We start from the raw sequence: 16,919 nt of genomic DNA, 5'->3' as shown, positions 1-16,919 counted from the left end.
CCATGATCGACTGGGGAGCAATCTTCGGAAACGCGGCCGTCGAGCTGATCAGCCCGACGACAGCCGCCTACGCGCTCGCCGCGCTGGGTCTGGCGATCCACTTCGGCTTCACCGGCCTGCTGAACTTCGGCCAGGCGGGATTCATGCTGCTCGGCGCCTACGGCTACGCCATCCCGGCACTGAAGCTCGGCTGGCCCTGGTGGGCCTGCCTGCTCAGCGCCCTGCTGGCCTCCGTGGTGTTCGCACTCATCCTCGGTATCCCGACGCTGCGATTGCGCGCCGACTATCTCGCGATCGTGACGATCGCCGCGGCGGAAGTGCTGCGGCTCGTCTTCACGACGAACGAGTTCCAGCCGGTGACCGGTTCGGCGAACGGACTCTCCGAGTTCCAGACCGGGCTGCTCGCGTTCAACCCGTTCCCGCCCGGGCGCTACGGCATCGGCCCGTGGGTGTTCGACAACCGCGTGTGGTTCTTCCTCGTGCTGGGCTGGGTCGTCGTGGCGCTCGCCGCGCTGCTCACCTGGCTGCTGATGCGCAGCCCGTGGGGCCGCGTCATCAAGGGCATCCGCGAAGACGAGGACGCCGTGCGCTCGCTCGGCAAGAACGTCTACTCGTACAAGATGCAGAGCCTCATCCTCGGCGGACTCTTCGGCACCCTCGCCGGCATCATCTTCGTGATGCCGCGCGCGGTCGTGCCGTCGTACTTCCAGCCGACGCTGACCTTCATGGTCTACGCCATCCTGCTCCTCGGCGGAGCCGCGACCATCCTCGGGCCGATCGTCGGCTCGATGGTGTTCTGGGTGCTGCTGTCGTTCTTCTCGGGCTTCATCTCCCGGGCGGTCGAGGCGGGCTGGTTCCCGTTCATGACGCAGGTGCAGGCCGGTCAGCTCCGCTTCATCCTCGTCGGCATCGCGATCATGCTGATCGTCATATTCATGCCACAGGGCCTCCTCGGAAACCGGAAGGAGCTGGCTTTTGTCAAGTGATGCCACTCCCACGTCCAAGCCGGTGAAGACCACCGGTCTCCACGTCGGCGACGCCGCTCCCGGCGTCAAGAAGCACGATCCGATCTTGATCGCCGACGGCGTGAAGCGCACCTTCGGCGGCCTCACCGCCGTCGACGTCGAGCACGTCGAGATCCCGCGGGGCGCCATCACGGCACTCATCGGGCCCAACGGCGCCGGCAAGACGACGTTCTTCAACCTGCTGACGGGCTTCGACAAGCCCGACACCGGCACCTGGTCGTTCGACGGGCGTGCGCTCGCGCACGTGCCGGCGTACCGGGTCGCCCGCATGGGCCTGATCCGCACGTTCCAGCTCACGAAGTCCCTCGGCCTGCTCTCGGTCATGGACAACATGAAGCTCGGCGCGAAGGACCAGGTCGGCGAGAACCTCTTCCGCTCCCTCATCCCCTCGCTCTGGCGCAAGCAGGACGCGGCGATCGAGGAGAAGGCGCTCGAGATCCTCACCAGGTTCAAGCTCGACGTCAAGAAGGACGACTACGCGGCGAGCCTCTCCGGCGGGCAGCGGAAGCTCCTCGAGATGGCGCGGGCGCTCATGAGCGACCCGACGCTCGTCATGCTCGACGAGCCGATGGCGGGTGTGAACCCGGCGCTCACGCAGTCGCTGCTCGATCACATCCTCAACCTGAAGGCCGAGGGCATGACCGTGCTCTTCGTCGAGCACGACATGCACATGGTCCGGCACATCGCCGACTGGGTGGTCGTGATGGCCGAGGGCCGGGTCGTCGCCGAAGGCGACCCGCACACGGTCATGGAGGATCCTGCGGTGATCGACGCCTACCTCGGCGCCCACCACGACACGGACCTCGGCTCGACCGACACCGGCCACGTCGAAGCGCTGAAGGAGCTCATCGATGACGAACAGTAGCCCCGCCCCGTCCGTCGCCGAGCCGCCCGCCGGCGAGCTCGTCGTCGAGGTGCGCGATGTCGTCGCCGGGTACCTGCCGGGGGTGAACATCCTCAACGGGTGCTCGCTCACGGCCGCCCAGGGCGAGCTCATCGGCATCATCGGCCCGAACGGCGCCGGCAAGTCGACCCTGCTGAAGTCGATCTTCGGACTCGTGAAGGTCCGCGAGGGCGGCATCTACCTGCACGGCGAGGAGATCACGAACCTCAAGGCGAACAAGCTCGTCGCCCAGGGCGTCGGCTTCGTGCCGCAGACGAACAACGTGTTCCCCTCGCTCACCATCCAGGAGAACCTCGAGATGGGCATCTTCCTGAAGCCGAAGGGCCTCAAGGAGCGTCTCGAGTTCGTCACCGAGATCTTCCCCGAGCTCGGCAAGCGACTCGGCCAGCGCGCCGGATCGCTGTCGGGCGGCGAGCGGCAGATGGTGGCGATGTCGCGCGCGCTCATGATGGGGCCGCACGTGCTGCTCCTCGACGAGCCGAGCGCCGGCCTCTCCCCCGTCCGCCAGGACGAGGCGTTCCTGCGCGTGAAGGAGATCAACCGGGCCGGGGTGACGACGATCATGGTCGAGCAGAACGCCCGCCGCTGCCTGCAGATCTGCGACCGCGGCTACGTGCTCGACCAGGGTCGCGACGCCTACACCGGCACCGGCCGCGAGCTGCTGAACGACCCGAAGGTCATCGGGCTGTACCTCGGCACCCTCGGCCAGGACGAGGAGTAACGACCGCACGAAGGGCGAAGGGGCGGATGCTGCGGCATCCGCCCCTTCGTCGTTCCGCAGCGAGGCGGATCACGCCGACCGGCGCTGGGCCCACCCCTGGCCGTCCGGGCCGCTCAGGCCGCTGACGCCGCTCCCGAGGCCGCTCAGGGCCGGCAGTGCCGCTTGAGCCGCCAGAGCCGCGAGAACTCTCTGCGAGTGCGGCTCAGGGCCATCTCGTGCAGGCCCCGCCGACCACGGCCCGCAGAAGGCCGCCGGGCGGCTGTTCAGACCGCAGCGCCCTCACCCGGCCGCCAGCAGCCCCTGCCGCCGTGCAGCACGTCGCAGCGCCGTACCGCGGCATACCGCGCCGTGCAGCGCCGCACCGCGCCGCGCAGCGCCGCGCAGCGCCGCGCGGAACGCAGGATGCCTCGCCTCGGTCACCGCGCGTCGCGCTCGCCCGCACGGCGCGTCTCGCGAATCATCCTGCGTTCTGCACGTGCCGGCCCGATCTGAAGCCGTCGCCGACGCTGGCGCTGGTTCTGGCACTGGCACCGGCACTGGCGCCGACGCTGGCACTGGCCCTGCCGCCCGGCGATTCTCGCCCTGGTCGCCCGCTGCAGCACGGGGCGGGCACGGGAAAGGGCCCCGGCCGAAGCCGGGGCCCTTCACCTTCGAACGTTGGATCAGCCGTCGCCGATGCGCTCGTAGGTGTTGTCGTCGAGGTACTGGAAGATACCGATCGTCGCCTCGGTGGGGTCGCCGTTCTCGTCGAACGTGATCGGGCCCGAAGGTCCGTCGTAGTCGATCTGCTGACCCTCGGCGAGGAGCGCAACGCCTTCCTCGTACGTCGTGACCTTCTCGCCGTCGCCGGTGCCGCCCGAGACCTGCTGGAGGTACTTGGCGATCTCGGCACCGTCGGTGCTGTTGGCCGCGTAGGCCGCGAGCGCGAGCAGCACCACGGCGTCGTACGACTCGGCCGCGTAGCTGTAGTCGGTCAGGTCGGGGTCGACGCCGAGCAGACGGTCGGTGAAGTCACCGAGCGTGCCCGTGTCGAGGCCCGGCAGCGTGCCCTTCGAGCCGGCCACGAGGCCCGGAGCGAAGTCGGCGCTGTAGTCGGACAGGTTGCCGTCGACGAAGTAGAGCTGGTCGCCGGGGTAGCCCGAGCCGACGAGGGCCGGCGTGATGATCTTGGCCTGGTCGAACGTGATCAGCGCGATCGCGTCGGGGTTGGCCGCCGTGACCTCGGCGATCTGCGCGTCGAAGCTCGAGTCGCCCTCGTTGAAGAGCGCCTCGGCGACGACCTCGCCGCCAGCCGCCTCGAAGGCGTCCTTGGTGAACTGCGCGAGACCGGTGCCGTATGAGTCGTTCAGCACGATGAGGCCGAGGGTGGCGTTGCCGTCCTCGGCGATCAGGTTGCCGAGCACCTCGCCCTGCAGCACATCGGACGGAGCCGTGCGCCAGTACAGGCCGTTGTCGTTGTAGTCGGTGAAGTCGGCCGACGTGTTCGCGGGCGAGAACTGGATGACGCCCGCGGCCACGATCTGGTCGATGACGGTCTTCGAGACGCCCGACGACGCGGCTCCGATGATGGCCGAGACGTCCTGCGAGAGGAGGTCGGTCACCGAGACGGTCGCGGTGTCGGTCGTGGTGTCGCCCGAGTCGCGGAAGACGACCTCGACCGCGAGGCCCGAGTCGGCCGCGTTGACGTCGTCGGCACCGAGCTGGACACCGGCCTCTTCGGGCGGGCCGAGGAATGCGAGCGCACCACTCTGCGGCAGGATCGTTCCGAGCTTGAGCGCGAGGTCGCGCTCGCCCTCGGCGATGGGCAGGGCGTCGCCGGCGTCCGTTGCCGGTTCTTCGGATTCGGCAGGGGCCGGGGAACCCGTGCTGCACGCAGTGAGGAGGAGGGCACTGACGCCGGCGATGGCGATGCCCGTCCAGGCTGCGCGAGCCGAGCGCGTGGCCGTGGCCTTCGCGAAAACGCTCATGTTGCTCCTTGGGACTGAAGGAAATTGGTACACAATGCAGCGCCGTGGTGACGCCGTTGTCTGACAGTATTCCGGGGTCCCTGCGGAAACAAGTAACCCCGGTCACAACCCTGTAACACCCGCACGAATCGTTACCTCATCGACATCCTGAGGCGGTTCTGCGCACGAAATCCGCGTCATCCGGCGTCATCATGCGCTGATTCCGCAGTCGCGGCGTGCACTCAGACGGGCTCTGCGACCACGCGCTTCGCCGCCCGCCGGGCGCCCCGGATGAGGTCGACCGTGAGCACGGCGAGGGCGGCCCAGACCAGCGCGAACCCGATCCACCGCTCGGGCGGCATCGGCTCGCCGAGCAGCACGACGCCGACGAGGAACTGGATGAACGGCGCGAAGTACTGGATGAATCCCATGTAGATGAGCGGCAGCCGGCGGGAGGCGGCCGCGAACAGGAGCAGCGGCACCGCGGTGACCGCGCCCGCCCCGAGCAGCAGCACGGTGTGCCAGGTGCCCTCGGTGCCCATCGTCAGCCCGGTGGTCGCGGCGACCCACCACAGCTGCACCGCGGCGAGGGGCGCGAGCCACAGTGTCTCGAGGGTCAGGCCGGAGACGGCGTCGACGCGGGGCCCGACGCGCTTCTTGATGAGGCCGTAGAAGCCGAACGAGAAGGCGAGCAGGAGCGCGATCCACGGGAACTGCCCGTGGCCGACCGCGAGCACGATCACGGCGACGATGCTGATTCCGACCGCGACCCACTGCGTCGTGTTGAGCCGCTCGCGCAGCACGAGCACGCCGAGGAAGACGGTGACGATCGGGTTGATGAAGTAGCCGAGCGAGGCCTCGACGACCTGCTCGGAGACCGCCGCGTACACGTAGGTCTGCCAGTTGACGAAGATCAGGGCGCCCGCGGCGGCCATCGTGAACAGCACCCGCCGGTCGCGGAGCAGCGCGAAGAACGCGCCCCAGCCGCGGGTGACCGTGATGAGCAGCGCGCAGAACACGAGCGAGAGCAGGATGCGCCAGGCGACGATCTCGAGCGAGCCGGTGGGCGCGAGCGCGATGAAGTAGATGGGGAGGAAGCCCCACAGCAGGTAGGAGGAGATCGCGTACGCGAGTCCCGGCCGGCTGATGCCCTGCTGCGTCGTCGCGTGGGGGAGCTCAGGGCGGGGATTCACCGATACAGACTACGCCCGCACGGGACGATGGCCAACGCGGCCGCGGGGGCGGATGCAGAACGGCCCGGATGCGATGCATCCGGGCCGTTCTGGAGGTTCGGGTCGCTCAGCGGACGACGACCGCGAGCACGTCGCGGGCCGAGAGCACGAGGAAGTCCTCGCCACCGAACTTGACCTCGGTGCCGCCGTACTTCGAGTAGATCACCTTGTCGCCGACGGCGACGTCGAGCGGGACGCGGTTGCCGTTGTCGTCGATGCGGCCGGGGCCCACGGCCACGACCTCGCCCTCCTGGGGCTTCTCCTTGGCGGTGTCGGGGATCACGAGGCCCGACGCGGTGGTCTGCTCGGCCTCGACCTGCTTGATGACGATGCGATCCTCGAGCGGCTTGATGGAAACCGACACGGTTGCCCCTATCTCTCTGATGAAGAAACTGTCTTGCGAAGACTGATTAGCAGCCTCTGAGTGAGAGTGCTAAGCCGAGTCTAGGCGCGTTTTGGCACTCGTGCAACGTGAGTGCCAGTCCGTTCACGCGCGGCGAACACGGGGCCCGGATGCCCCGTGCGATCGCCGCTCGGCGGCCGCTCGGCGCGGTGCTAGCGTGGCCGGGTGGAACGCACAGAGCTCGTCGAACTCCTCTCGCCCGAGGGGCTGCGCCTCCTCGACGGCCTGCCCGAATGGGACTCGAAGGCCGACATCGTGAAGACGGTCGCCGCGCTCCGCCGCCAGGGGCATCCCGCCTCGCTGGTCGCGACCGTCCTCAGCCAGGCGAAGCTCCGCGCGAAGGCCGCCGCGAAGTTCGGCCCGTTCGCCGCCCGGATGCTCTTCACCGAGGCCGGACTCGAGCAGGCGACCCGCCTGCAGGTCGCCGCGCTCCACGCCGGTCGGTTCTCGCGGGCCGGCGTCCAGCACGTCGCCGACCTCGGCTGCGGCATCGGCGGCGACGCGCTGGCCATGGCCGCGATCGACCTCGAGGTCACCGCCGCCGACGCCGACGAGGTCACCGCCGCCATCGCGGCCTACAACCTCACCCCGTTCCCGCACGCCCGGGTGCTGCACGAGCGCGCCGAGACGGTCGCGCTCGGCGGCATCGGGGGCGTCTGGCTCGATCCCGCCCGGCGCACCACCGCAGGCGGCACCACGACGCGCATCGCGGATGCCTCGGCGTACTCGCCGGGCCTCGACTTCGCGTTCGGCCTCGCCGACCGGCTTCCCGTGGGCGTGAAGCTCGGGCCGGGCACCGATCGCGACGTGATCCCGGCCGGCGCCGAGGCGCAGTGGGTGTCGGTCGACGGCGACGTGGTCGAGCTCGGCGTCTGGCTCGGCGCGCTCGCCCGCCCGGGCGTGGGTCGCTCGGCGCTCGTCATCCGGGGCGAGCTCGCGCACGAGCTCACCGCGGCGGTCGACTCCCCCGACGCGCCGGACGGTCCGCTCGGCGACTACCTCTACGAGCCCGACGGCGCGGTGATCCGCGCACGGCTCATCGGCGATCTCGCCCGGGCGAACGGCGCCTGGATGCTGAGTCCCGGCATCGCCTACCTCACCTCGGACACCGCGTTCGACTCGCCGTTCGCCCGAGGCTTCCGGGTGATCGAGCGGCTGCCCGCCGACGAGCGCGGCCTGCGTCAGGCCCTGCAGGCTCGCGGGGTCGGCACCCTGGAGATCAAGAAGCGGGGCGTCGACGTCGACCCCGCCGCACTGCGCACCCGCCTCAAGCTGAAGGGCGCCGAGCGGGCGACCGTCGTGCTGACGCGCGAGCAGGGCCGCCACGTGACGCTGCTCGTCGAGCGGATCTGAGCCGCCGGGTCGCGAGGCGGGAGCCCGCGCCGCCGCGACGCACGATCAGGCGGGCAGCGCGCCGAAGACGATCGCGTAGTAGCCGATCCAGAGCGCCGAGAACACGAGCCCTCCGAGGCCGGTTCCGATGCCGATGAACGCGAGCGTGCGTCCGTGCTCCTCGCGGCGGAGGCCGAGCACGCCGAAGACGATGGCCGCGATCGAGAGCGGCAGCATCCACCCGACGAAGAGCGACGCCGTCGCCCCGATGATGCCGGTGACCGCGGCGACCCAGCTGTAGGCACGTCGCTGCTCGAGTTGTTCGACGACCTCGCGCTGGTCGTACTCGGGCCGGTGCACGACGAGCAGCTGCCCCGTCGAGATGCGCCGGAGCTGCCCCGTGTCGACGGGCACGTCGAACTCGCGCACGACCGGGTCGGCAAGCAGGGTCGGCTCTGCCGGGCGGTACGGCGCCAGCGGATCGTCGAGCGCGGGGTCGCCGTCGACGGGCGGCCGGACCGCGGGCTCGCCCGAGCGCTCGCCCGTCGGCTCCGGCGACCCGGTCGACGTCACGTCGAAGGACCGGGCGCCGGGTTCGCCGGGCTCACCGTGCTCGGGCGAGGGCGAGGGCGCGGGCTCGACGCCGGACGATTCGACGACGTCGCGCGAACCGCGCTCGGGCTCGACGGGACGAGCAGAGGGAGCCCCGCCCTTCGGCGGGACTCCCTCTGCTTCAGCCATCTCGGGGCTCACGTTCGCTTCGTGTACTGAGATCGTCGCTCAGTACCCGACCGAGCTGCTCGCGGCCGCGAGGACCACGAACAGCACGATGAAGCCGATCCACAGGAGGCTGAACGCGATGCCGGCGAAGCCGGTGATGATGCCGGTGAGCCAGAACCCCTTGGCCTCGGGCTCCTTCTTCTTGCCCATGAATCCGAGCACGACGGCGGCGATCGAGAAGAGCGCGCCGAAGCCGTAGAAGAAGCTGCCGAAGATTCCGACGATGCCGCCGATCATCGAGATGATGCTCAGCGTCGGCGTCGGCTTGGCCTGCGGTGCGTAGGCCGGGTAGGCCGGTGCGCCGTACGCGGGCTGCGCGCCCGCGGGTGCGCCGTAGCCCGGTGCGGCGGGCGCACCGTAGGCGGGCGGCGGCGGAGGCGTCGCCGCGCCGTAGCCCGCGGCGGGCGCGCCCACGGCGGGCGCACCGTAGGCCGGCGGCGCCGGAGGCGCGGGCGGGGCCGGAGGCGCGGGCGGCGCGACGGGCGGCTCGGGGGCTCCGGGCGGCTCGGGCACCGAGGGCACCTCGGGGTTCGTCGCCTCGGCGGCGACGGGCTCGGGCGCCTCGGGCGCCTCGGGGGTCGCCGCGTCGGGAACGATGGGCTCGGGCGCGCCCGATCCCTCGGCGGGGGTGTTCGGATCACTCATGGGTGCTCCCCTGATCTGCTCGTGCGGTCGTCGGCGCGGCTCAGTACGTGCTGTAGCTCGCCTGGAAGCCGCCGGCCGCCGCGATCGCGATGATCACGATGATCCAGATGATGCCGACGACGAGGCCGATGTACCCGAGGATCAGGCCGGCGATCGCGAGGCCGCGGCCCTGCTCGCCGGTCTTCTTGATCTGGCTCAGGGCGATGTGGCCGGTGATCACCGCGACGAGCGAGATGAAGAACGCCGAGACGAGCGAGACGATCGCGAGCACGTTGGTCTTGGTCGACGCCGGGGCGCCGTAGGCGGGCGCGGCGTAGGCCGGAGCGGCGGGCGCGGCCGGCGGCGTGCCGTACGCGGGTGCGGCGGGAGCGGCCGGAGGCGTGGGCGGGACGGCGCCGGCGGGCTGCTCGGGAAGGTTCGGGTCGGTCACGGTGGTTCCCCTCGAATGCTGTGTGATCGCGCGCCTCGGGATGAGGGCTCGCGCCGGGCGCGCACGATCGACGCCGCTCTCCGGTGATTTCGTCCCCACACTATCGCGCGAGGGCGCGCCTGCACAGGATTCGGGCGTCACACGACCTGGATGTCGGTCACGGGCAGCGTCGAGTCGGCGCCGAAGCCGAGCTCGGACGGCGCATGACCCGCCATCACGAGCTGCGCGCCGAGCGCGGCGATCATCGCGCCGTTGTCGGTGCAGAGCGAGAGCGGCGGGATGCGCAGCGCGATGCCCGCGGCCTCGGCCCGTTCGGCGGCGACCTCGCGCAGGCGCGCGTTCGCGATGACCCCGCCGCCGAGGAGCAGCCGCGGCACGCCGAGCTCGGTGCACGCGTCGATCGCCTTCGCGACGAGCACGTCGACGACCGCCTCGCGGAAGCTCGCGGCGACGTCGGCGACCGGCACGGGCTCGCCCGCGGCCTCGCGCTGCTCGACCCAGCGGGCGACGGCGGTCTTCAGGCCCGAGAAGCTGAAGTCGTAGCGGTGCGCCACGAGGTCCTTCGGCCGGGTGAGCCCGCGCGGGAACCGGATGGCCTTCGGGTCGCCGCCGATCGCGGCGCGATCGATCTCGGGGCCTCCGGGGTAGGGAAGGCCGAGCACCCGCGCGACCTTGTCGAACGCCTCGCCCGCGGCGTCGTCGATGGTCTCGCCGAGCAGTTCGACGTCGGAGACGAGGTCGCGCACGAGCAGGAGCGAGGTGTGCCCGCCCGAGACGAGCAGCGCGACCGTCGGCGTCTCGAGCGGGTCGGCCGCGTCGAGGAGGTCGGCGCCCACGTGCCCGACGAGGTGGTTCACCGCGTAGATCGGCACCCCCTGCGAGAGGGCGAGCGCCTTCGCGGCCCCGACGCCGACCATGAGCGCCCCGGCGAGGCCGGGACCGCTCGTGACGGCGACCGCGTCGATCTCGTCGAGCGTGACGGATGCCTCGGCGAGCGCCGCACGGATCGTCGGCCCCATCGCCTCGAGGTGGGCGCGGGCCGCGACCTCGGGCACCACGCCGCCGTACCGGGCGTGCTCGTCCATCGAGGACGCGATGGTGTTCGCGAGCAGGGTGGTGCCGCGCACGATGCCCACGCCGGTCTCGTCGCAGGAGGTCTCGATGCCGAGGATGAGCGGATCGGTGGTGTTCATCGGGCCGCTCCTCGGATCGTCGTGCCGTCGGTGCCCTCGCCGGCCGGCCGGGTGACGGCGGGCGGCACGGCGAGCTGCATCATGACGGCATCGACGCCGTTCCGGTAGTAGCCGCGGCGCACGCCGATCTCGGCGAAGCCGAGCGACTCGTAGAGCGAACGGGCGATCGGGTTGTCGGCGCGCACCTCGAGGAAGAGCTGGGCGATGCCGCGGCGTCGCGACTCGGTGATGAGCGCGTGCATGAGCCCGCGGCCGAGGCCGATGCCGCGCGCGGCGGGGTCGACCGCGATCGTCTGGATGTCGCCCTGGTCTCCTCCGGAGGGCGCCAGCAGCCCCGCGTAGCCGAGCAGCGGCGGCCACGCGGCATCCGGCTCGTCGTGCGAACCCTCGGCGGCACCGTCTGCGCCGTCGGCGGCCTCGCCCGACCCGGACGGCGCGCGACGCGAGGCGAGCTCATCGTCGACCGCGACCAGGTAGTAGCCGTGCGGGCTCTCGAGCTCGCGGCGCATCGCGTCCTCGGGCCAGGCGTCGTCGGTGAACGTGGACCGCTCGAGCCGCATGATCGCGTCGAGGTCGCCGATCCTGGCGCGACGCATGAAGACGCTCACTGGAGCACCCGCTTGCCGGCCGAGGGCGTGACGTCGGGCGCACGGAGGTAGAGCGGCGCGTCGTCGGCGAGGGGAAGGCGGCCGGCGACGAAGGCGAGCTCGGCCACGAGGCCCACGGCCGCGGCCGAGACGACGACCGCCTCGAACCTGGCGCCCGTCGGTTCGGGCAGCGCGTCGCGCGGGGCCAGCAGCGGACCGGTCACGCGGATCGGCAGCCCCGCCGCGTCGAGCCCGGCGTACTCGGAGACCGCGAACTCCCGCCGTCGAGCGTCGGTGACCACCTGCAGCGGGCCGGTCTCGCCGGCCGTGTAGCGCGCCCAGGCGATCGCGTCGTGACTCGGCACCGGCACGAACGGCCGGGCGATGCCGAGGGCGAAGGCGTGCGCCGCCGCGATGCCCACCCGGAGTCCGGTGAAGGGCCCCGGCCCCATGCCGGCGGCGACGCCGGAGAGCCGGTCGGGGGCGATGCCGGATGCGTCGAGCGCATCGCGGATGAACCCGCCGATGACCTCGGCGTGGCGCATCGTGTCGTCGGTGCCGGTCTCGGCGAGGACGCGGAGCTCGCCGCTCGCCGCGTCGCGATCGACGATCGCGACACTCGTGCCCGTCGAGGTGTCGATCGCGAGGAGCATGAGGACAAGCCTACGCCGACACGGCGTACGGGGTGCCCGCCCACCGGGGGCCGAAGCCGCGCACGGTGACGGTGCGCGGCTCGTCGGCGTCGAGCTCGTCCTCGTCGTCGGGCGCGCCCGCTGCGCTCGCCTCGCTCGCGCCGGTCGGGCGCTCGATCACGATCTCGAGCCGCGAGTCGCTGAGCTCCTCGACGAGGCCGGCCCCCCACTCGACGACGACGACCGAGCGGGCGACGTCGAGATCGAGGTCGTCGACCAGTGCGGCCTCGCCGAGCCGGTAGGCGTCGACGTGGATGAGCGGGGGTCCGTCGCCGAGGTTCGGGTGGGTGCGCGCGATGACGAAGGTCGGGCTCTGCACGGGACCGCGCACGCCGAGCCCCGCGCCGATGCCGCGGGTGAGAGTGGTCTTGCCGGCGCCGAGCGGCCCGGTGAGCACGAGGAGATCGCCGGCGCGGAGGCCTGCGCCGAGCTCGCGTCCGAACTCGGACATCTCCTCGGCGGTGTCGAAGGTGGCCGACCGCGTCACGATCGCGCCTCGCCGTCGCCATCGCCTGCGCCCGCGCCGTCACCCGCTGCGTCGGCGTTCGGGCCGCCGACGTAGCGGCGCGGCACGCGCGGCCCGATGCGGGTGACGATCTCGTAGCCGATCGTGCCGGCCGCGGCGCCCCACTCGTCGGCCGTCGGCGCCCCGGTGGCCGGGTCGCCGAAGAGCACGACCTCGTCGCCGACCTCCACGTCGTCGTCGCCCACGTCGACGATGAACTGGTCCATGGCGATGCGGCCCGCGACCGGCCGGCGCCGGCCGGCGAGCAGCGCCTCGGCGCCGTTGCCCGACGCCTGGCGCGGCACGCCGTCGGCGTAGCCGAGCGGCACGAGGGCGAGCGTGCTCGGCCGTTCGGCGTGCCAGATGTGGCTGTACGAGGCGCCCGCGCCCGCCTCGACCCGCCGCACGGCCGCGACCCGCGCACGCAGGGTCATCACGGGCGTGAGCCCGAGCTCGGTCGAGGTCGTGCCGTCGCCGAAGGGCGTGAGCCCGTACATCCCGATGCCGATGCGGACGGCGTCGTAGCGCGAGCCCGGGTCGCGCAGCGCCTGCTCGGTCGACGCGATGTGCCGGATCCGCGGGGCGAGGCCGGCGGCTCGAGCGGTGACGAGGGCGCGCTCGAACGCCTCGATCTGGTCGGCGTCGACCTCGCGCGAGGTGTTCGCGAAGTGGCTGAACACGCCGACGACCTCGATCAGTCCGTCGCGCTCGAGCCGCGCCGCCAGGGCGACGGCGTCGGCCCACTCGGGCTCGGGGACGCCGTTGCGGCTGAGGCCGGTGTCGATCTTGAGGTGCACCTGCGCACGCGCCGGGGCGCCCGCGGCCGCGCCGGCGGCCGCTGCCGCGGCCCGCTCGAGCTGGAGCATGCTGGAGATCCCGAGCTCGATGCCCGCGCGCACCGCACGCGCGAAGTCCGCGTCGGGGCCGTGCAGCCAGGCCAGGACGGGGGCGTCGATGCCGGCGTCGCGCAGCTCGTGGGCCTCGACGAGGTCGGCGACGCCGAGCCGGGTCGCGCCTCCGGCGAGTGCGGCACGGGCGGCGGCCACGGCGCCGTGGCCGTAGGCGTCGGCCTTCACCACCGCGATCACCTCCGCCGGGGCCATGCGCGCGGCGAGCGTGCGCACGTTCGCCGTGAGGGCGTCGAGGTCGACGACGGCCTCGCGGAACGGCAGGCCCGAGACCGCCTGCGGGGTCATCGGCCGCCGGCCTTCTCGAGCACGACGAAGGCGCTCGCGATGCCCGCGTCGTGGCTCATGGAGAGGTGCACCCGGTCGATGCCGAGCTCCGCGACGTGGCGGGCGAGCGCCCCCGAGAGCGCGAAGTCGGGGTTGCCCTCGGCGTCCTGGACGATCCGCATGTCGTGCCAGCGGATCACCGCGTGGCCGCCGAGCGCCTTGATGAGCGCCTCCTTCGCGGCGAAGCGCGCGGCGAGCGAGCGCGCGGGGCGCTCGCGTTCGCTCTCGGCGAACAGGCGCTCGAGGAGCGCGGGGGTCCGGGTGATCGAGCGCTCGAAGCGCTCGATGTCCACGACGTCGATGCCGATGCCGGCGATCACTCGGCCCCCGCGCCTCTGGTCACTCGACCGTCACCGACTTCGCGAGGTTGCGCGGCTGGTCGACGTCGAGGCCCTTCGCCTGCGAGAGCTCCATCGCGAAGATCTGCAGCGGCACGACCGCGAGCAGCGGCTCGAAGAGCGGGGCCGCGAGCGGGATGCGCACGACCTCGTCGGCGAACGGCAGCACGGCGGCGTCGCCGGCCTCGGCGATCGCGATGACGCGGGCGCCGCGGGCGCGGATCTCCTGGATGTTCGAGACGACCTTCGGGTGCAGGCTCCGGTCGTGGCGCGGGCTCGGCACGACGACGAACACCGGCTGGCCCGGCTCGATGAGCGCGATCGGACCGTGCTTCAGCTCGCCGGCGGCGAAGCCCTCCGCGTGGATGTACGCGAGCTCCTTCAGCTTCAGCGCGCCCTCGAGCGCGATCGGGTACCCGACGTGGCGGCCGAGGAACAGCACCGAGCGGGTGTCCGCCATCCAGTGCGCGAGCTGCGCGACCTTGTCGGCCTCGCCGAGCACCTGCTCGATCTTCGCGGGCACCGCCGTGAGCTCGGCGAGCTGCGCCGCGAGCTCGTCGTCGCCGAGGGTGCCGCGCACCCGTGCGAGGTGCAGGCCGAACAGGTAGAGCGCCGTGATCTGCGCCACGAACGCCTTCGTCGAGGCGACCGCGACCTCGGGGCCGGCGTGGGTGTAGACCACCGCGTCGGACTCGCGCGGGATCGTGGCGCCCTGGGTGTTGCAGATCGAGATCGTGCGCGCGCCCTGCTCGCGGGCGTACTTGACCGCCATCAGCGTGTCCATCGTCTCGCCCGACTGGCTGATCGAGACCACGAGCGTGTCGGCGTCGAGCACCGGCTCGCGGTAGCGGAACTCGTGGCTGAGCTCGACCTCGACCGGGATGCGGGCCCACTGCTCGATGGCGTACTTCGCGACCATGCCCGCGTACGAGGCGGTGCCGCACGCGATCACGGTGATGCGACGGATGCCGCGGAGCTCGTCGTCTCCGAAGCCCTCGAGCTCGGGGATCACGACGGCGCCGTCGACGACGCGGCCGCGCAGGGTGTTCGCGACGGCGTCGGGCTGCTCCGACACCTCCTTGCGCATGAACGACGACCATCCGCCCTTCTCGGCGGCCGAGGCATCCCATGCGACCTCGAACGCGTCGAACTCGACGGGCTCGCCCGAGAAGTCGGTGACGACGACCTCGTCGGCGGTGATCGCGACGATCTGGTCCTGGCCGACCGCGACGGCCTGCTTCGTGTACTCCACGAACGCGGCGACGTCGGAGCCGAGGAAGTTCTCGCCCTCGCCGAGCCCGATGACGAGCGGCGAGTTGCGACGGGCGCCGACGACGACCCCCGGCTCGGCCCGGTGCACGGCGAGCAGGGTGAACGCGCCCTCGAGGCGTGAGACGGTGTTGCGGAACGCCGTGCGGAGGTCGCCGGCGGCGCGGTACTCGCGGCCGAGGAGCACGGCGGCGACCTCGGTGTCGGTCTCGGACTCGAAGGTGTGCCCCTCGGCGAGGAGCTCCTCCTTCAACTCGGAGAAGTTCTCGATGATGCCGTTGTGGATGAGCGCGAGCCGGCCCTCGTCGCCGAGGTGCGGGTGCGCGTTGCGGTCGGTCGGGCCGCCGTGGGTCGCCCAGCGGGTGTGCCCGATGCCGGTGCCGCCCTGGTGCAGCGGGTTCCGCTCGAGCTCGTCCGCGAGGACCTTCAGCTTGCCGGCGCGCTTGGCGGTCTCGATGGCGCCGTCGTCATCGACGACCGCCACCCCCGCCGAGTCGTAGCCACGGTATTCGAGGCGGCGCAGGCCACCCATGAGGACGTCGAGGCTGTTGCGCTCTCCGACGTATCCGACGATTCCACACATGGGGGCGATTCTACTGGCGCGCGGCTGTGCGGCCGCCCCGAGCCCCCAGCCGGTGGCCCCGCCGGGTCGCCACTACACTGGCACGGTGCCGGATCAGCAGAGCCCGTCGTCGCACCCGACGCAGATCTCGCCGTTCATCGAACTCGATCGAGCCGATTGGGCGGCCCTCGCCCCGTCGATGCCGTCACCCCTCCGGGAGACCGAGATCGTGCAGCTGCGGGGCCTCGGCGAGCCGCTCGACCCGACCGAGGTGGCCGAGGTCTACCTGCCGCTCAGCCGCCTCCTGAACCTCTACGTCGGCGGCACGAAGTCGCTGCACAAGGTCGCGAGCGAGTTCCTGCGCGAGCGCTTCGAGTCGACCCCGTTCGTGATCGGCGTCGCGGGCTCGGTCGCCGTCGGCAAGTCGACGATCGCGAGGCTCCTGCGCGAGCTCCTCGCCCGTTGGGAGCACACGCCGCGCGTCGAGCTCGTCACGACCGACGGCTTCCTGTTCCCGAACGCCGAGCTCGAGCGCCGCGGGCTCATGGCCCGAAAGGGGTTCCCCGAGTCGTACGACCGCCGCGCGCTCCTGCGCTTCGTGAGCGAGGTGAAGGCGGGCGCCGCCGAGGTCAGGGCGCCGTTCTACTCGCACCTCGCGTACGACATCGTGCCCGACGCGCAGGTGACGGTCCGCCGGCCCGACGTCCTCATCGTCGAGGGCCTCAACGTGCTGCAGCCGCCCGGCCCCGGGCACCGCCTCGCCGTGAGCGACCTCTTCGACTTCACGATCTACGTCGACGCCCGCACGAGCGACATCGCGCGCTGGTACGAGGAGCGCTTCCTGAAGCTCCAGCGGGGCGCGTTCGCCAACCCGCGCTCGTACTTCCACCGCTACGCCTCGCTCACCGAGGAGGAGGCGCGCCACCGCTCGCGCGAGATCTGGCACTCGATCAATGAGCCCAACCTCCTGCAGAACATCCGGCCGACGCGCTCGCGCGCCTCGCTCGTCCTCCGCAAGAGCGCCGACCACACCGTGTCGAGCGTGCTGCTGCGCAAGCTCTGAGCGGCCCGCGGCCCGCCGCCCCGAGAACGCCGAACGCCGCGCCCCTGACGGGAACGC

The 16,919-nt window shown here is 71.9% G+C and carries 18 protein-coding genes; 5 read left to right on the top strand and 13 right to left on the bottom strand.

The genetic code is table 11. The features are described from left to right. The first annotated feature begins 5 nt into the window (after positions 1-5). From ACFVSL_RS07170 to ACFVSL_RS07160, 3 genes are read left to right on the top strand one after another with little or no spacing between them, the layout of a single operon-like run. Positions 6-986: a branched-chain amino acid ABC transporter permease gene (locus tag ACFVSL_RS07170; protein ID WP_386941120.1), complete on the top strand. Its 981-nt coding sequence runs from the start codon at positions 6-8 to the stop codon at positions 984-986. Next, positions 976-1,890 carry an ABC transporter ATP-binding protein gene (locus tag ACFVSL_RS07165; protein ID WP_386939737.1) on the top strand — a complete coding sequence of 305 codons (915 nt, stop codon included), beginning with the start codon at positions 976-978 and terminating at the stop codon, positions 1,888-1,890. Before ACFVSL_RS07170 ends, ACFVSL_RS07165 begins: the two co-directional genes overlap by 11 nt. Further along, the gene (locus ACFVSL_RS07160; protein ID WP_386939736.1) at positions 1,877-2,650 is read left to right on the top strand and encodes an ABC transporter ATP-binding protein; all 774 of its coding nucleotides are present in this window, start codon (positions 1,877-1,879) and stop codon (positions 2,648-2,650) included. Before ACFVSL_RS07165 ends, ACFVSL_RS07160 begins: the two co-directional genes overlap by 14 nt. 662 nt (positions 2,651-3,312) lie before the next feature. Here the strand turns inward: ACFVSL_RS07160 and ACFVSL_RS07155 are convergent. The 3 genes from ACFVSL_RS07155 to groES form a co-directional block, all read right to left on the bottom strand. Then, complete coding sequence (locus tag ACFVSL_RS07155; RefSeq protein ID WP_386939734.1) at positions 3,313-4,617, bottom strand: ABC transporter substrate-binding protein; 1,305 nt, start codon at positions 4,615-4,617, stop codon at positions 3,313-3,315. Between the two features lie 221 nt (positions 4,618-4,838). After that, entirely contained in the window at positions 4,839-5,789 is a 951-nt protein-coding gene (rarD, locus tag ACFVSL_RS07150) for an EamA family transporter RarD (RefSeq protein ID WP_386939733.1), read from the bottom strand. A gap of 106 nt (positions 5,790-5,895) precedes the next feature. Next, positions 5,896-6,192 carry a co-chaperone GroES gene (groES, locus tag ACFVSL_RS07145; protein ID WP_022889766.1) on the bottom strand — a complete coding sequence of 99 codons (297 nt, stop codon included), beginning with the start codon at positions 6,190-6,192 and terminating at the stop codon, positions 5,896-5,898. Positions 6,193-6,396: 204 nt separating this feature from the next. Here groES and ACFVSL_RS07140 point away from each other — a divergent pair, with 204 nt between their 5' ends. After that, positions 6,397-7,584 (top strand): SAM-dependent methyltransferase, encoded by a 1,188-nt coding sequence (locus ACFVSL_RS07140; RefSeq protein WP_386939732.1) that lies wholly within the window; start codon positions 6,397-6,399, stop codon positions 7,582-7,584. A 45-nt stretch (positions 7,585-7,629) separates the two neighbouring features. Here ACFVSL_RS07140 and ACFVSL_RS07135 read toward each other — a convergent pair whose 3' ends face one another. From ACFVSL_RS07135 to glmS, 10 genes are all read right to left on the bottom strand, one after another. Next, entirely contained in the window at positions 7,630-8,304 is a 675-nt protein-coding gene (locus ACFVSL_RS07135; protein ID WP_386939731.1) for a hypothetical protein, read from the bottom strand. Between the two features lie 39 nt (positions 8,305-8,343). Next, entirely contained in the window at positions 8,344-8,988 is a 645-nt protein-coding gene (locus ACFVSL_RS07130; protein WP_386939729.1) for a DUF4190 domain-containing protein, read from the bottom strand. Between the two features lie 40 nt (positions 8,989-9,028). Further along, complete coding sequence (locus tag ACFVSL_RS07125) at positions 9,029-9,418, bottom strand: DUF4190 domain-containing protein (RefSeq protein ID WP_386939727.1); 390 nt, start codon at positions 9,416-9,418, stop codon at positions 9,029-9,031. Between the two features lie 137 nt (positions 9,419-9,555). Beyond that, positions 9,556-10,611 carry a tRNA (adenosine(37)-N6)-threonylcarbamoyltransferase complex transferase subunit TsaD gene (gene tsaD, locus ACFVSL_RS07120; protein WP_386939725.1) on the bottom strand — a complete coding sequence of 352 codons (1,056 nt, stop codon included), beginning with the start codon at positions 10,609-10,611 and terminating at the stop codon, positions 9,556-9,558. Further along, positions 10,608-11,219, bottom strand: coding sequence for a GNAT family N-acetyltransferase (locus ACFVSL_RS07115; RefSeq protein WP_386939723.1), 612 nt, complete (start codon positions 11,217-11,219; stop codon positions 10,608-10,610). The genes tsaD and ACFVSL_RS07115 overlap by 4 nt, the downstream gene beginning before the upstream one ends. Then, positions 11,216-11,851 carry a tRNA (adenosine(37)-N6)-threonylcarbamoyltransferase complex dimerization subunit type 1 TsaB gene (gene tsaB, locus ACFVSL_RS07110; RefSeq protein WP_386939721.1) on the bottom strand — a complete coding sequence of 212 codons (636 nt, stop codon included), beginning with the start codon at positions 11,849-11,851 and terminating at the stop codon, positions 11,216-11,218. Before tsaB ends, ACFVSL_RS07115 begins: the two co-directional genes overlap by 4 nt. A 10-nt stretch (positions 11,852-11,861) precedes the next feature. After that, entirely contained in the window at positions 11,862-12,341 is a 480-nt protein-coding gene (tsaE, locus tag ACFVSL_RS07105) for a tRNA (adenosine(37)-N6)-threonylcarbamoyltransferase complex ATPase subunit type 1 TsaE (protein ID WP_386941119.1), read from the bottom strand. Positions 12,342-12,373: 32 nt separating this feature from the next. Next, positions 12,374-13,591, bottom strand: a complete 1,218-nt coding sequence (gene alr / locus ACFVSL_RS07100; protein ID WP_386939719.1) for an alanine racemase — start codon at positions 13,589-13,591, stop codon at positions 12,374-12,376. After that, a complete protein-coding gene (locus ACFVSL_RS07095; protein WP_386939717.1) occupies positions 13,588-13,950 on the bottom strand; it encodes a holo-ACP synthase in 363 nt (120 codons plus the stop codon). Before ACFVSL_RS07095 ends, alr begins: the two co-directional genes overlap by 4 nt. A gap of 19 nt (positions 13,951-13,969) precedes the next feature. Further along, entirely contained in the window at positions 13,970-15,820 is a 1,851-nt protein-coding gene (glmS, locus tag ACFVSL_RS07090; protein ID WP_386939715.1) for a glutamine--fructose-6-phosphate transaminase (isomerizing), read from the bottom strand. 85 nt (positions 15,821-15,905) lie between these two features. On the opposite strand from glmS, the gene coaA reads away from it, so the two are divergent. Beyond that, positions 15,906-16,862, top strand: coding sequence for a type I pantothenate kinase (coaA, locus tag ACFVSL_RS07085; protein WP_386939713.1), 957 nt, complete (start codon positions 15,906-15,908; stop codon positions 16,860-16,862). The last annotated feature ends 57 nt before the right edge of the window (positions 16,863-16,919 follow it).

Origin of the sequence: Agromyces sp. NPDC058064 (genome assembly GCF_042885275.1) — a bacterium.
Lineage (GTDB): Bacteria > Actinomycetota > Actinomycetes > Actinomycetales > Microbacteriaceae > Agromyces.
This window is presented reverse-complemented; position numbering and strand designations above follow the sequence as displayed.

Bases quoted from the DNA above. Each gene is read 5' to 3' on its own strand.
- ACFVSL_RS07160 (WP_386939736.1), top strand. From the start codon at position 1,877: ATGACGAACAGTAGCCCCGCCCCGTCCGTCGCCGAGCCGCCCGCCGGC.
- ACFVSL_RS07155 (WP_386939734.1), bottom strand. From the start codon at position 4,617: ATGAGCGTTTTCGCGAAGGCCACGGCCACGCGCTCGGCTCGCGCAGCC.
- ACFVSL_RS07135 (WP_386939731.1), bottom strand. From the start codon at position 8,304: ATGGCTGAAGCAGAGGGAGTCCCGCCGAAGGGCGGGGCTCCCTCTGCT.
- ACFVSL_RS07130 (WP_386939729.1), bottom strand. From the start codon at position 8,988: ATGAGTGATCCGAACACCCCCGCCGAGGGATCGGGCGCGCCCGAGCCC.
- tsaD (WP_386939725.1), bottom strand. From the start codon at position 10,611: ATGAACACCACCGATCCGCTCATCCTCGGCATCGAGACCTCCTGCGAC.
- tsaB (WP_386939721.1), bottom strand. From the start codon at position 11,851: ATGCTCCTCGCGATCGACACCTCGACGGGCACGAGTGTCGCGATCGTC.
- tsaE (WP_386941119.1), bottom strand. From the start codon at position 12,341: ATGTCCGAGTTCGGACGCGAGCTCGGCGCAGGCCTCCGCGCCGGCGAT.
- alr (WP_386939719.1), bottom strand. From the start codon at position 13,591: ATGACCCCGCAGGCGGTCTCGGGCCTGCCGTTCCGCGAGGCCGTCGTC.
- glmS (WP_386939715.1), bottom strand. From the start codon at position 15,820: ATGTGTGGAATCGTCGGATACGTCGGAGAGCGCAACAGCCTCGACGTC.